Source organism: Planococcus sp. SSTMD024 (genome assembly GCF_041320495.1).
Taxonomy (GTDB): Bacteria; Bacillota; Bacilli; order Bacillales_A; family Planococcaceae; genus Planococcus.
The window spans coordinates 615956-628752 of record NZ_JBGGNS010000022.1; the positions used below are offsets into that span (position 1 = coordinate 615956).

The 12797-nt window shown below is 49.8% G+C and carries 13 protein-coding genes and 3 riboswitches; of the genes, 6 read left to right on the forward strand and 7 right to left on the reverse strand.

Annotated elements, in window-relative coordinates; genetic code table 11:
- Positions 1–83: 83 nt before the first annotated feature.
- Positions 84–518: an RrF2 family transcriptional regulator gene (locus AB9R92_RS11900; RefSeq protein ID WP_370669653.1), complete on the forward strand. Its 435-nt coding sequence runs from the start codon at positions 84–86 to the stop codon at positions 516–518.
- Between the two features lie 563 nt (positions 519–1081).
- On the opposite strand, the gene AB9R92_RS11905 is transcribed toward AB9R92_RS11900, so the two are convergent.
- Positions 1082–1504 carry a pyridoxamine 5'-phosphate oxidase family protein gene (locus AB9R92_RS11905; RefSeq protein ID WP_370669654.1) on the reverse strand — a complete coding sequence of 141 codons (423 nt, stop codon included), beginning with the start codon at positions 1502–1504 and terminating at the stop codon, positions 1082–1084.
- A 67-nt stretch (positions 1505–1571) separates the two neighbouring features.
- Complete coding sequence (locus tag AB9R92_RS11910; RefSeq protein ID WP_370669655.1) at positions 1572–1802, reverse strand: hypothetical protein; 231 nt, start codon at positions 1800–1802, stop codon at positions 1572–1574.
- 134 nt (positions 1803–1936) lie between these two features.
- Here AB9R92_RS11910 and AB9R92_RS11915 point away from each other — a divergent pair, with 134 nt between their 5' ends.
- From AB9R92_RS11915 to AB9R92_RS11930, 4 genes are all read left to right on the forward strand, one after another.
- Complete coding sequence (locus tag AB9R92_RS11915; RefSeq protein WP_370669656.1) at positions 1937–2956, forward strand: STAS domain-containing protein; 1020 nt, start codon at positions 1937–1939, stop codon at positions 2954–2956.
- Between the two features lie 149 nt (positions 2957–3105).
- A riboswitch (TPP riboswitch) is annotated at positions 3106–3212 on the forward strand.
- A gap of 111 nt (positions 3213–3323) precedes the next feature.
- Positions 3324–4139 carry a lipoate--protein ligase family protein gene (locus tag AB9R92_RS11920; RefSeq protein WP_370670107.1) on the forward strand — a complete coding sequence of 272 codons (816 nt, stop codon included), beginning with the start codon at positions 3324–3326 and terminating at the stop codon, positions 4137–4139.
- On the forward strand, positions 4136–5080 hold the full coding sequence (gene lipA / locus AB9R92_RS11925) for a lipoyl synthase (RefSeq protein ID WP_370669657.1): 945 nt from the start codon (positions 4136–4138) through the stop codon (positions 5078–5080). Before AB9R92_RS11920 ends, lipA begins: the two co-directional genes overlap by 4 nt.
- Before the next feature lie 54 nt (positions 5081–5134).
- Complete coding sequence (locus tag AB9R92_RS11930; RefSeq protein WP_370670108.1) at positions 5135–5623, forward strand: DUF4825 domain-containing protein; 489 nt, start codon at positions 5135–5137, stop codon at positions 5621–5623.
- A gap of 88 nt (positions 5624–5711) precedes the next feature.
- Here AB9R92_RS11930 and pepT read toward each other — a convergent pair whose 3' ends face one another.
- The 5 genes from pepT to AB9R92_RS11955 all read right to left on the reverse strand — a co-directional run bounded on the left by pepT (position 5712) and on the right by AB9R92_RS11955 (position 10860).
- Complete coding sequence (gene pepT, locus AB9R92_RS11935) at positions 5712–6929, reverse strand: peptidase T (RefSeq protein WP_370669658.1); 1218 nt, start codon at positions 6927–6929, stop codon at positions 5712–5714.
- An 84-nt stretch (positions 6930–7013) separates the two neighbouring features.
- Complete coding sequence (locus tag AB9R92_RS11940; RefSeq protein WP_370669659.1) at positions 7014–8219, reverse strand: M20 family metallopeptidase; 1206 nt, start codon at positions 8217–8219, stop codon at positions 7014–7016.
- Positions 8220–8285: 66 nt separating this feature from the next.
- Positions 8286–9119, reverse strand: a complete 834-nt coding sequence (locus AB9R92_RS11945) for a MetQ/NlpA family ABC transporter substrate-binding protein (protein WP_370669660.1) — start codon at positions 9117–9119, stop codon at positions 8286–8288.
- Between the two features lie 69 nt (positions 9120–9188).
- On the reverse strand, positions 9189–9839 hold the full coding sequence (locus AB9R92_RS11950; protein ID WP_370669661.1) for a methionine ABC transporter permease: 651 nt from the start codon (positions 9837–9839) through the stop codon (positions 9189–9191).
- Positions 9829–10860, reverse strand: a complete 1032-nt coding sequence (locus AB9R92_RS11955; RefSeq protein WP_370669662.1) for a methionine ABC transporter ATP-binding protein — start codon at positions 10858–10860, stop codon at positions 9829–9831. The genes AB9R92_RS11950 and AB9R92_RS11955 overlap by 11 nt, the downstream gene beginning before the upstream one ends.
- Before the next feature lie 132 nt (positions 10861–10992).
- A riboswitch (SAM riboswitch) is annotated at positions 10993–11105 on the reverse strand.
- A 187-nt stretch (positions 11106–11292) separates the two neighbouring features.
- Positions 11293–11407, forward strand: a riboswitch (SAM riboswitch).
- 99 nt (positions 11408–11506) lie between these two features.
- Between AB9R92_RS11955 and AB9R92_RS11960 the strand changes: the two genes are divergently transcribed.
- Positions 11507–12796 carry an O-acetylhomoserine aminocarboxypropyltransferase/cysteine synthase family protein gene (locus AB9R92_RS11960; RefSeq protein WP_370669663.1) on the forward strand — a complete coding sequence of 430 codons (1290 nt, stop codon included), beginning with the start codon at positions 11507–11509 and terminating at the stop codon, positions 12794–12796.
- Position 12797: the final 1 nt, after the last annotated feature.

A 12797-nucleotide genomic window follows, 5' to 3' on the forward strand; every position in this document is an offset into this window, starting at 1 on the left:
AAAAAGCCTGAATACTGCAGATGCGTTTCCTTTCCAGAAATTATGGCGGCGCGTATAATGAATGTGCAGGGAAGGTGAAACCAATGAGGTTGACGATGTATACGGATTATTCATTGCGCGTACTCATCTATTTGGGAACGAAAGAAGACGGCAAGCTGACAACCATACAGGAAATTTCCGATGCTTATCATATATCCAAAAACCATTTGATGAAAGTGACGTTCGAACTCGGCAAAGCGGGATTCATCGAAACGGTCAGGGGCAGGGGAGGCGGCATTCGTTTGGCGGACCGCCCTGAGAACATAAATGTAGGAACAGTCGTCCGCCAAATGGAAGAAGACTTCCACTTGGTGGAGTGTTTCAGTTCAGAGACCAACACTTGCCCGATCTCCCCGATCTGCGGGCTTCGGGGCGTTCTCGGAAAAGCGCTGCATGCTTATTTATCGGTTTTAGATGAATACAATCTGCAAGATCTTCTATTTAATAAAGAAGGATTGCGCGATTTATTGCGCACGTAAAAAAGCCTCCGTTGCCGGAGGCTTTTTTCAGGCTGTCGAGAAAGGTAAGAACCCGTATTTTCCGAAGCTTATCGCTCGCTTTCCGTGGGGCGGGAATCGAGCCTCCTCAGCCGCTATCGCGACCTGCGGGGTCTCTCAAACCCGCTAGTCCCACAGGAGTCGAGCAAACGCTTCTCCAAATACTAAACTAGATTTTTGATTTTTAACTGTCAAAACGCAGTCACTTTTTTAAAAGTTTAGTAGATTTTAGACTTATTCAACACTCTGTAAAAAGCCTCCGTTGCCGGAGGCTTTTTTCAGGCTGTTGAGAAACTCAGGAAACCGTATTTTCCGAAGCTTATCGCTCGCTTTCCGTGGGGCGGGAATCGAGCCTCCTCGTCACTGCGTTCCTGCGGGGTCTCTCAAACCCGCTAGTCCCACAGGAGTCGAGCGAATGCTTCTCCAAATACTCAGATAGAACATTGATTTTTGAATGTAGAAAAGGTGATTCTCTTTTTCATTCATAGCGGATTATGGACTTCTTCAACACTCTGTAAAAAGCCTCCGTTGCCGGAGGCTTTTTTTTATAGTTCGATTGTTTGGGGATCTTTGCCTTTGCGGTTCATCAAACGGACACGCGTTGGCGTAATGGCCAGGATGATCAAGTTCGGGTCTTCCGGACCGTCAAACCAGCCGGTCAAGTGTTCATTCCATACTTTGTCGATCATCTCGCGGTCATCCCGCAATGACATTTGCCCTTCGATTTCAAGGAAGCTATCACCGACGCCTTCTCCCTCGTAGCCGAGCAGGATATGGGCGTTCGGGTTCTTCTCCAGCTCATCCACTTTCTGCGTCTGCTTGCTTGTCGCCGTATACAAAGTAAACTCGTCGTTGAAGAAGGTCATGTAACGGGAATGCGGCTTATTGTCTTTGATCGTCGCCAAAGTCCCGATCATGCTGTCTTCCAAGATTTTCAATGCTTGCTGTTTCAGTTCTTGTTGTGCCATTCAACTCTCTCCTTTGCAGTAATATCGTCTATCAGGAAAACTGCGGGCGTGTTGCCCGCAGAAGAGGTCATTCGGGATGTTTTTCCTCGCTGGCTGAATCGTCTTTTGTACCGCGGGGATTCTTTTCGTCTTTCATGTCCTGCTTCAAGTCTTCCAAAGGAATCGAATCTACGTTCATTTCTTCTTCGTGCATTTCTGTCATGGTTTCTTTATCTGTCTTCACTTGCTCAGGATTGTCCATTGGAGCTCCGTCGCTTGTTTTTCGTTTTTTTTCATTGAAACGGTCTTTTTCTGCCATCGTTAGCACCTCTCCTTTAGCGTTCTTCTCTATCTATTCCTTAATCAGCGTGCTTTAAAACATTTGAACTTGCTGGAGATACTGGGCTGGCGTATGATTAATCAATAGGACTAAATAGGGAGGATGGCTGTACAATGACGCAACAAACGAGTGTAAACGTGGGCGGCTTGGATTTTGAATGGGACCTTTCGCAAGGGCGCTTCCTGTTCGAAGGGCAAAATTCTGTGCTGTTTTGGACGTCCACAGCGATGAAAATGTTTTTCGATTCCATCGAGGAAATTTCGGGGGAAGAAGCGGCAGCTGTCGTGTTGGAGTCGACTGGGTTTCGCCAAGGCCAGGTAGTCGGAGATTATTTCCATGGAATGGGCGGGATTTCGGTGATGAAAGCATCCGACCTCATTACCAATACATACGCATCAGCTGGCTGGGGAGTGGCGTCAATCCGCGATTTGGATGTGGAAGCCGGCACCTTGGAAGTGACGCTGAAAAATAGTTGGGAATATCAGATCAATCTGGCACAGGGGAAACAGACCGGCGGCAGTTTTCTGCCGGCCCATTATGCGGGAATCTTCAGCTCGCTATTGAACCGCAGCATTTGGTATGAAGTGATCCACTCGCAGATTGAAGGTCATGATGAATGCTTGATTCGCTATTTCCCATCGGACGAAACGATCGAAAAGAACATTCATACGCTGGCACGCCGCAAGGAATCGGAGAAAATCCGTGAACTCGAACAGTTGGTGGATGAAAAAACGGCGGATCTTCATGATATGATCCGGGACATTTCTTCTCCGCTTATTCCAGTGCTGGAAGATATTGTGGTCGTTCCACTTCTCGGACGCTACGATGAAGCGCGTGCCGAAGAATTATTGATCAAAACGCTTGAAAATTTGCCGAAATACAAAGCGCATTACTTGCTGCTTGATTTAACGGGGTTGAACGAAAGCTTCAACCAGCATGCGGCGATGCTGATCGAAAAGTTGGGCTCTGCAGCCGGTTTGATCGGTACGAAAACAGTGCTGGCGGGGATTTCGCCGTCCACCAGCATGACAATTACCGAAGCGGGCGTAGACCTCTCGGGCTATGAATGCTTCCGGACGCTTCAACATAGCATTCACTTTGCTTTGGCGCAGAATGGCAAGACCATTATTTAATAGCGAAGCTTTCCCGAAACCGCAGAAGCGCATAGGGAAAGCTTTTTTTGGATATTTTTGAATAAATTGGATAAAAAGATAAAGAAAATACTATTTAGTATATTGTGATTTCTTGAAATGGATGTTAAGCTCTAGAAGAACTATACATAGCTGACCACTGGGGGAGCCGGAATTGACTGGCTGAGATGAGCGAATGCTTGGACTCCTTGAACCTGATCTGGACCATGCCAGCGTAGGGAAGTGGTACGTATGCTTCCTTTGTCTGCATACACCGCTTTCCCATGGGAAAGCGGTGTTTTTTTATGGAATTTGGAAGTCGCGCAGAAGCTGAGAGGAGTTGAGTTTTTTGGAGGAAACATGGGGGTACATGGAGTCGGGATTTTGCACGCCGGCTTATAATATGGCAATGGACGAAGCGTTGATGAATTGGCAGCGCGAGACGGGCATGAGGCCTATCCTGAGGTTTTACGGCTGGGTGCCGGCTGGGATTTCCGTGGGATTTTTTCAGAAATTGAATGGCAGCATCGATCTCGAAAAAGCCGCGCAAATGGGCATTCCCTTGGTTAGAAGGCAAACCGGCGGCAAAGCCGTACTTCATGAACAGGAATTGACTTATAGTGTGGTGATTCCAGAGCACCATCCGTTTATGCCGAAATCAGTGAAAGAAGCATATTTGGTCATTTCCCGCGGCCTGCTTGAAGGCTACCGCAATTTGGGGATTCAAGCACAGCTGGCCGCTGAAGCCAAGCGGCCGAAAGAATCTTCGGCGGTATGTTTTGAAGAACCGTCTTGGCATGAATTGACTGTTGAGGGTAGAAAAGCGGCAGGAAGCGCGCAGACACGGAAACAAGGCATCATTTTACAGCACGGTTCAATTCCGTTGGAGCTTAATGAGGACCGCTTGTTTGAACTGTTCGTCTACCCGAGTGAAGCGGTAAAGGAAAGAGCGCGTCAAGCTTTCCGCACACGCGCCGTAGCGATCAACGAGCTCATGCAACAACCGGCAAGCTTCGATGAAGCGCAAAAGGCATTCAAAGAGGGATTTGAAACAGGGCTCGGCATTCGTTTGGAAAAATTCGAGCCACCAGCCGAGCTGCTGGAAGAGGTGCGCATGCTCGAAGCCAAATATGCAAGCGAAGAATGGAACCACAGACGAGAAGAGAAAGGGGAACTTATGCGATGACTAAAACAAAGCAGCGTGAACGTAAACCCGAATGGTTGAAAGTGAAACTGAACACGAACGAAACGTATAATGACTTGAAGAAATTGATGCGCGAGAAAAAATTGAACACGGTATGCGAAGAAGCGAAGTGTCCGAATATCCATGAATGCTGGAGCGAACGCCGCACTGCGACTTTCATGATCCTGGGGGATACGTGCACAAGAGCGTGCCGGTTCTGTGCCGTCAAAACCGGATTGCCGAACGAATTGGATTGGGGCGAGCCGGAGCGTGTAGCGGAGTCGACGGAAATCATGAACTTGAAGCATGTCGTCGTCACAGCAGTCGCCCGGGACGATCTGAAAGACGGCGGGGCTGCAGTCTTTGCGGAAACCGTCCGTGCGATTCACCGGAAAATGCCGGAAACCACCGTCGAAATCTTGCCGTCTGATATGAAAGGCGATTACGAAAGCTTACACATGTTGATGAGCAGCGAGCCCGATATTTTCAACCATAATATCGAAACGGTGCGCCGCCTGACCAAACGTGTCCGTGCGAGAGCGACATACGACCGTTCGCTGGAATTGCTGCTGCGGGTCAAGGAAATCGCGCCTCATGTGCCGACCAAGTCGAGCATCATGGTCGGGCTCGGGGAAACGAAAGAAGAGATTATCGAAGCGATGGATGACCTGTTGGCACACAAAGTCGACATCATGACGATCGGCCAGTATCTACAGCCGACGTTGAAGCATCTGGACGTTGTCCGTTATTACCATCCGGATGAATTCAAGGAATTGAAGGAAATCGCATTGGCGAAAGGTTTCAAGCATTGCGAGGCCGGCCCGATGGTACGTTCTTCCTACCACGCGGATGAACAAGTAAACGAAACGGCTGTGCAGAAACGCATCAAATACATGAAAGGCGTCGAATCGACTGGCGCAAAAATCGACCGCATCGAATTTTAAGAGGAAGAATGCGGCATATACACATGGTGGAGAGGAGGGCTTGAATTGGGGAGAATGCTTGCCGCGGCTATTCTGTTTTCCGCTCCGCTATTTCTTATCAGCGCATGCAGCCCTTCACCTGCGGCTGAGGAACCGGATCTCTTCGAGTACGAAGGGGCCGCAGTGGGGAATAACAGTGCCGTCGTCAACACCATTATCCAACTGCCGGCTGCGGAAAATTTCACAGGAATAAAACTCGAGACTAAAGAACAGCCATACGGTATCAACGTTTTCTACGATTGGACGGAGACTTCCTCATCCGATAAGGAAACGGCGGCTCATAATGCGACTTATTTGTTTGCGCTGATCGACAATGCAGAGTGGATCCAATTTGATTTCGACACAGGAGCAGGCGTGGAACAGTACCGGTTGACGAGAGAGCGATTGCAAGCTTGGTATGGTGTGGATTTGACCAGTGTTGATAAGCAAAAGGAACTGGAAGAGTTGCTCGACCAGTATTTGGCTGAAGACCAAAAAATCGACGCGCTATTAACAGAGTCCTAAAAACTGCATGAAACAAATAAAGCAGCGGCATTGAGCCGCTGCTTTTTGTGCTGAAAAGATTTCCCGGGAAATGAACAGGGCAAATCAGTTATTTTGCGGTTTTTGCGACTTCCACAATCACTTGAGTCGCTTTTTCCATATTTTCAGCGGAGATGAACTCGAATTTGCCGTGATAGTTTTCGCCGCCTGTGAAGATATTGGGTGTCGGCAAGCCCATATAGGATAATTGGGATCCGTCCGTCCCACCGCGTACAGGGATGATATCGGGGGACAGGCCCAATGTTTTCATCGCTTGTTCGGCTTGGTCGACGATTTCCATCACCGGTTCGATTTTCTCGCGCATATTGTAATATTGGTCTTCGAGCTCGAGTTCGATCGCTTCTTCCCCGAATTCCTTTTGCAATGCAGCAGCCACTTGTTCCATATGGCGCTTTTTCGCTTCGAATTTGTCTTTATCGAAATCACGCACAATGTACTGAAGCACTGCTTGTTCCACGGAACCATTGAAGTTGTTCAAATGGATAAAGCCTTCGTAGCCTTCCGTTTTCTCAGGCACTTCATTTGATGGCATTTCTGCCTGGAAGCGCGTCGCGACCGTAATGGCGTTGACCATCTTGTCTTTCGCGGAACCGGGGTGGACGCTTGTTCCGTGGACAGTCAATTTCGCGCTCGCGGCATTGAAGCTCTCGTATTGAAGCTCGCCAAGCGGCCCGCCATCCATTGTATACGCATAATCTGCGCCGAAACGGGCGACATCGAATTTATGCGGGCCGCGGCCAATTTCTTCATCCGGCGTGAAGCCGACGCGGATTTTGCCGTGTTCGATTTCAGGATGTTCGATCAAATATTCCATTGCCGTCATGATTTCGGCAATTCCCGCTTTATTGTCGGCCCCGAGCAAAGTCGTGCCGTCTGTCGTGATCAAAGTATGCCCGACGTAGTTTTGCAGTGCCGGGAAATCAGCCGTTTTCATCGTCACTTTGTCGTTCAATGGGATGTCTTTCCCGTCATAATTTTCGATGCGCTGTGGGTTGACGCCCTTTCCAGTGAAGTCGGTCGCGGTATCGACATGTGCCAGGAAACCGATAACGGGGCGCTGTTCTTCGGTGTTCGCCGGCAATGTGCCGAATAAATAGCCGTGCTCGTCCACTTCAACTTCCTCTAAGCCGATGCTCTTCATTTCTTTTTCCAATTCAGCGAGTAAATCCCATTGCCCAGGTGTAGAGGGAGTTGCGTCATTTTCAAAATCGGATTGTGTGTCGATTTTGGCGTAGCGAATCAGGCGTTCGATCAAGTTTTCGATCATGGTAGAGCCTCCTATGTATGTAATGACTCCATTTTAACACGAAATTCGAAATACATAGAAAAACCAGCGCCTGGGCGCTGGTTTTTAATCTTGCTGTTTGGCGGCGAGTGAGCGGATGTGGGCTTGTTTGACTTGCGCCAATAAAGCGTGTTCAGTGAGCAAACGGTATCCTGTTTGGGCCAATGCTTTTGCGCCTTTGATCAAGGCTTCGTCGCCTGCTTTCGAGCGGGCGGCTTCACGGAATTCTTCGGTATGGGCAATGAGGCTTTCGGGGCCGATTTTGATATAGCCGTGGGCAGTCGGCACTTCATAGCTGATGTTGCCGGCATCGGTCGAACCGAGGCCGGAAATGCGCGAGTCGGCTACTTGATCGCCCAATGTTTCAAGTTCGGCCTTGAGGATTTCATCGAGCTCAGGCGTGACGACCAGGTCTTTCACTTCATTCTGGAAACGTTCGATTTCGACACGGGCGCCTGTTGCAAGGGCAGCGCCTTCAGCGATCGCCCGTACTTTTTTCGCCGTCTCGGCAGTTTTTTTCCAAGAATCGCCGCGAATGTAGAAGCGGGCAGACGCGTATTCCGGAATGATATTCGGCGCGTCGCCTCCGTGCGTGATGATGCCATGGACCCGTGCGTCATCCGGCAATTGTTGGCGAAGGGCGTTGATGCCATTGAACAATTGAAGCACGGCATCGAGTGCATTGATGCCTTTTTCAGGAGACCCCGCAGCATGGGCTGGCTTGCCGTAGAAATGGAAACTCAATGGGTCGACGGCAAGTGAGGGGCCTGTAACCGCTGAGTTTCCAGACGGGTGGAGCATCAATGCGGCATCGATTTTTTCGAGCAGACCGTGTTTAACGAAGCTTCCCTTGGCACTGCCGTTCGGCCCGCCTTCTTCCGCTGGGGTGCCAAGGACGACGACACGTCCGCCGGTCAATTCCACTGTTTTACTGAGTGCAATCGCCGCTGCGACACTGGTCGTGCCGATGATATTGTGTCCGCATGCATGCCCAATTCCTGGCAGGGCATCATATTCAGCGAGAAAAGCGATGGTCGGCCCGGGCTTTTGGCTGTCGCGGACTGCGTAAAAAGCGGTATGGTGGCCAGCGACACCGTCTTCAACCTGGAATCCGGCTTCTTCGAGCAATCCGGTCAAGAGCCCGCTTGCAAATACTTCTTCGTTGCCGATTTCTGGATTTTCATGGATGGCATGGCTGATGCGTAAATATTGTGCACGGTTCTTGTCGATCGATTCGGTAATTGTCTCGCGCGCTTCGCTAATGATGGTCATGTAATCGTCCCCCTCGAATGGAATTTCATTTTTTTTACGGCATGCAACTTCAATTCGCTTGTTTTCTTATTGGTAATCGACTAATTCTTCAACCGAAACGAAAGTCGGGATTTGGGCGCCTTCAGTGTGCTCGATAACAAATTCAGCTGTGTCTTCTTCCTGATACAATTCGACGATGCGCTGATACGCTTCGTTATCCTCCTGGCCAGCTTGTGCGGCAATCAAGTTGATATAAGGTTTGGCCGTATCGCTTTCACGGGCAATCGGATCTTCTGTCGGATTCAAGCCGGCATCCACTGCGATGCCGTTATTGACGATGGAAGCCGCGACGTCAGCCATAGCGCGCGGCGTATGGGCGGAAGTCATCGGGACGACTTCGATGTTTTTCGGGTTGTCGATGATGTCTTCTGCTGTTCCAGTTAAACCGGCGTCGTCGGATAAAGTGATGAGCCCGGATTCATGTAGCAAGAGGAGTGCGCGGCCCATATTGGTCGCTTCATTTGGCATAGCGATTTGGGCGCCTTCGGGAAGTTCTTCAATCGATTCGTATTTATCGGAATACAAGCCCATCGGCGCGATGACGGTAGAACCGATCGGCACGATGTCGACATTGTGCTCTTCGACAAATTCATCGAAATACGAAATGGTCTGGAAAGCGTTCAAGTCGAGTTCGCCTTCAGCGAGTGCCAGGTTCGGCGCGACATAATCCGAGAAGGTGATGATATCAAGTTCGATGCCTTCTTCAGCCGCTTTGTCGCCGACATAATCCCAGATCGTCGTGTCCGACCCGCTGATGCCGAGTGTCACTTTCGTGGTGTCTCCGGCCGAGCTGTCGTCTCCGCATGCGGTAAGAAGTGTAGCTAGTCCTGCTGTTGCTAAAAGTGCTGTCAGTTTTTTCATGATGAAATCCTCCAATGGGTTTTTAAAGTAATTGATTTGATTGATGAACAGGGTTATTGATGCGAATGATTAACTGCGGCGCACTCTTCTGGACATGAGGTTGCCGAGCGATTGGACGCCTTGGACAAGGACGACGAGAATGGCGACAGTCAAGAGCATGATCACTGTGTCGAAGCGCTGATAGCCGTAAGTGATGGCCAAGTCGCCGAGCCCGCCTCCACCGATCGCACCGGCCATGGCGGATGCGCCAATCAAGCCGACGATGGCGATTGTTAAGGCAAGGACTAGGGAGCTGAGCGCTTCCGGGATAAGGAAGCGGAAAATGATTTGGCCGGGAGAAGCGCCCATCGCCTGGGCAGCTTCGATGACGCCTTTATCTACTTCAAGCAAAGAGTTTTCAATAAGGCGGGCGATGTAGGGCCCTGCGTAAAATACCAATGGGACGATGGCTGCGGCTGTGCCGATCGATGTACCGACAATGATGCGCGTCAATGGAATGATGGCGACCATCAAGATGATGAACGGAACCGAACGGAATATATTGATGACGATGTTCAATACGTTAAAGACCGCTTCATTTTCAAGCAGGTGGCCTTTTCTCGTGACGACCAGTAAGATGCCAAGTGGAAGGCCGATGAAGAGCGAGAAAACGAAAGAAGCGCCGGTCATGTAAAGCGTCTCCCATAAAGCTTCTAAAATTTGTGATTGATCAACCTGCATGTTGCTGCACCTCCTCTACTTGGATGTTGCCGTTTCGGATCGAGGCGAGTGCGCGGTCGATTTCTGCGGGTGCGCCGTCGAACTCTACAATCAAGTTGCCGTATGGAATGCCTTGAAGTTCTGTGATGTTGCCGAACAGCACGTTCAAATCAAGCTGGAATTCACGCGATACCCGTGACATGAACGGCTGGCCGACTGAATTTCCGGTAAACTGCACCCGGTAGATGGGGCGTGTGCCATCGTTGAGGCGGATCTGCTCAAGCAGCGAGTCCGGCAATTCATCGTTCATGACGGAACGGACGAAACGCTTCGTCGTCGCATGCTGGGGATTGGTGAACACTTCAAACACGCTGCCTTGTTCGATGACGCGTCCTTCTTCAAGCACGGCCACTTTGTCGCAGATCTCCCGGATAACACCCATTTCGTGGGTGATGAGCAAAATGGTGATATTGTACTCCTGGTTGATGCGGCGCAACAGATCCAGAATGGACTGGGTCGTCTGGGGGTCGAGTGCTGATGTCGCTTCATCGCAAAGCAGTATTGACGGGTTTGTGGCGAGTGCTCGCGCAATGCCGATGCGCTGCTTTTGCCCGCCGGATAGTTGGTCGGGGTATTTCTTAGCTTGGTCAGCAAGCCCGACAAACTCCAGTAGTTCTGCGACTTTCCGGTCGACTTCCGTTTTCGGGGTCTTGGCCAGAAGCAGCGGCATCGCGATATTATGGTGCACTGTTTTCGAGTTCAGCAAATTGAAATGCTGGAAGATCATGCCGATGTCTTTTCGCGTATCGCGGATTTTGCGTGCGCTTAAAGTGGAAATATCTTCTCCGTGGATAAGCACGCGGCCTTTCGACGGGCGCTCGAGCAAATTCACCGTGCGGATCAACGAGCTTTTCCCTGCGCCGCTAAATCCGATGACGCCGTAAATTTCGCCGGTCTCGACGGTCAAATCGATGCCATTGAGCGCATGGACTTGCTGCTTGCCGGATACATAAGTTTTCTTGACTGCTTCAAATTGAATCATGGTGTCCCTCCTGTGGCTGCAAATAACGATTCGAATGAGTGCGAACGAACACTTTCTTGAAATAACAACAAAAAGCCCTCCTTTTTCTTATACGCAAGAAAAAAGAGGGCTCCAAAATATGAAACCATCTCATTCTCATCTTCCAAATGCCGAAGCATTTGCAGGAATTAGCACAGTTTTCGCTGATTTGCGAATCTGCTGCCGAAACGTCGTAGGGCCTGTCCCTCGGTTTCTCTGGATAAGAAAGTGATGTAAGCTATTCAATTCGTGATTCCTACTCTATTTCGAAATAGCGAAAAAGTCAACAGCTTTCATGAATTTTTTTTATGGGAGTTCGCACAGTTATAGAAGTAAAAATTTTTAGAAAAATACGCTTGACTTTAGCCAGCGCTGTCCTCTATACTTTTCCTCAAGCAAAAAAATAACTGAATACTCTTATCACGAGAGGCGGAGGGAATAGGCCCTACGATGCCCGGCAACCGACAGGCTCATGTCTGGAAAGGTGCTAAATCCTACAGTGCGCATTTGCGTCGCTGAAAGATAAGAGGAGGCAAATCCGTATATAACGGCCCTCTTCTTTCTGAAGAGGGCCTTTTTGTGTCCTCCTCAAACCGAACAAACTATCAGAAAACAGGAGGAATTGACAATGACAAACTTCAAACCAGAAACTCTTCTATTACACGGCGGCCAAGAACCGGATCCAGTGACAGGCGCGCGCGGCGTTCCGGTCCATAAAACAACTTCCTATGTATTCAAAGATACCGAGCACGCACAAAACTTATTCGGCTTGAAAGAGACAGGCAATATCTATTCGCGCATCATGAACCCGACAGTCGATGTATTCGAACAGCGCGTCGCACTTCTTGAAGGCGGGACTGCTGCAGTGGCTTTGTCGTCAGGAATGGCAGCCATTGCATTCTCGGTGTTGAATATAGCTGAAGCGGGAGACGAAATTATTGCCGATAGCAACCTGTATGGCGGAACTTATAATCTATTCGCCAACACATTGCCGCGCTATGGCATTAACGTTAAATTCGTCGATGCAACCGATCCTGAGAATTTCCGTGCAGCGATCACAGACAAAACGAAAGCCTTGTTCGGCGAGATCATCGGAAATCCAAGCTTGAACGTGTTCGATGTGGAGCGTGTGGCGGACATCGCACATGAAAATGGCGTACCGCTGTTGATCGATAATACATTCGCATCGCCTTTTGTCAGCAACCCAATCGAATTCGGTGCAGACGTCGTCATACATTCCGCCACGAAATGGATCGGCGGGCACGGTACGACAATCGGCGGCGTAGCAGTTGATGCTGGACGTTTCAACTGGGACAATCCGCGATTCCCGAATTATACGGAACCGGATGAAACCTACCACGGCATCCGCTTCGGAATTGATGTGCCGGAAGCCGCATTCGCGACGAAATTACGCGTTCAGCTGTTGCGCGATTTCGGCCCGTCGCTCAGTGCGGACAGCGCTCACGCATTGCTGCAAGGACTTGAAACTTTGCATCTCCGGATTCCGCGCCACGCGACGAACGCACAAAAAGTCGCTGAATATTTGAAAGACCATCCGCAAATCGAGTGGGTCAATTACCTTGGCCTTGAAGGGCATCCATCTAAGGCACTTGCTGATAAATATTTGAAAGACAGCTACGGTTCGATCGTCAACTTCGGCATTAAAGGCGGGCGGGAAGCCGGCCGCAAAGTAATCGACGGCGTCAATCTATGGTCGCACGTGGCGAATGTCGGCGATGCGAAATCATTGATCATCCATCCGGCATCGACAACGCACCAGCAACTGACAACGGAAGAACTGAAAAAATCAGGTGTCACGGAAGAATTGATCCGTTTGTCTGTAGGATTGGAAAACCATGAAGATTTAATCGCTGATTTGGAGCAAGCAATCCAAGCAGCAGTACTCGAGAACGCGTAAG

What these genes read in the sequence shown, in the direction of transcription:
- AB9R92_RS11955 (WP_370669662.1), bottom strand. Translation starts at nt 10,860, where the DNA reads ATGATTCAATTTGAAGCAGTCAAGAAAACTTATGTATCCGGCAAGCAG.
- AB9R92_RS11940 (WP_370669659.1), bottom strand. Translation starts at nt 8,219, where the DNA reads ATGACCATCATTAGCGAAGCGCGCGAGACAATTACCGAATCGATCGAC.
- AB9R92_RS11900 (WP_370669653.1), top strand. Translation starts at nt 84, where the DNA reads ATGAGGTTGACGATGTATACGGATTATTCATTGCGCGTACTCATCTAT.
- AB9R92_RS11960 (WP_370669663.1), top strand. Translation starts at nt 11,507, where the DNA reads ATGACAAACTTCAAACCAGAAACTCTTCTATTACACGGCGGCCAAGAA.
- AB9R92_RS11910 (WP_370669655.1), bottom strand. Translation starts at nt 1,802, where the DNA reads ATGGCAGAAAAAGACCGTTTCAATGAAAAAAAACGAAAAACAAGCGAC.
- AB9R92_RS11950 (WP_370669661.1), bottom strand. Translation starts at nt 9,839, where the DNA reads ATGCAGGTTGATCAATCACAAATTTTAGAAGCTTTATGGGAGACGCTT.
- AB9R92_RS11930 (WP_370670108.1), top strand. Translation starts at nt 5,135, where the DNA reads ATGCTTGCCGCGGCTATTCTGTTTTCCGCTCCGCTATTTCTTATCAGC.
- pepT (WP_370669658.1), bottom strand. Translation starts at nt 6,929, where the DNA reads ATGATCGAAAACTTGATCGAACGCCTGATTCGCTACGCCAAAATCGAC.
- AB9R92_RS11945 (WP_370669660.1), bottom strand. Translation starts at nt 9,119, where the DNA reads ATGAAAAAACTGACAGCACTTTTAGCAACAGCAGGACTAGCTACACTT.
- AB9R92_RS11915 (WP_370669656.1), top strand. Translation starts at nt 1,937, where the DNA reads ATGACGCAACAAACGAGTGTAAACGTGGGCGGCTTGGATTTTGAATGG.
- lipA (WP_370669657.1), top strand. Translation starts at nt 4,136, where the DNA reads ATGACTAAAACAAAGCAGCGTGAACGTAAACCCGAATGGTTGAAAGTG.
- AB9R92_RS11905 (WP_370669654.1), bottom strand. Translation starts at nt 1,504, where the DNA reads ATGGCACAACAAGAACTGAAACAGCAAGCATTGAAAATCTTGGAAGAC.
- AB9R92_RS11920 (WP_370670107.1), top strand. Translation starts at nt 3,324, where the DNA reads ATGGAGTCGGGATTTTGCACGCCGGCTTATAATATGGCAATGGACGAA.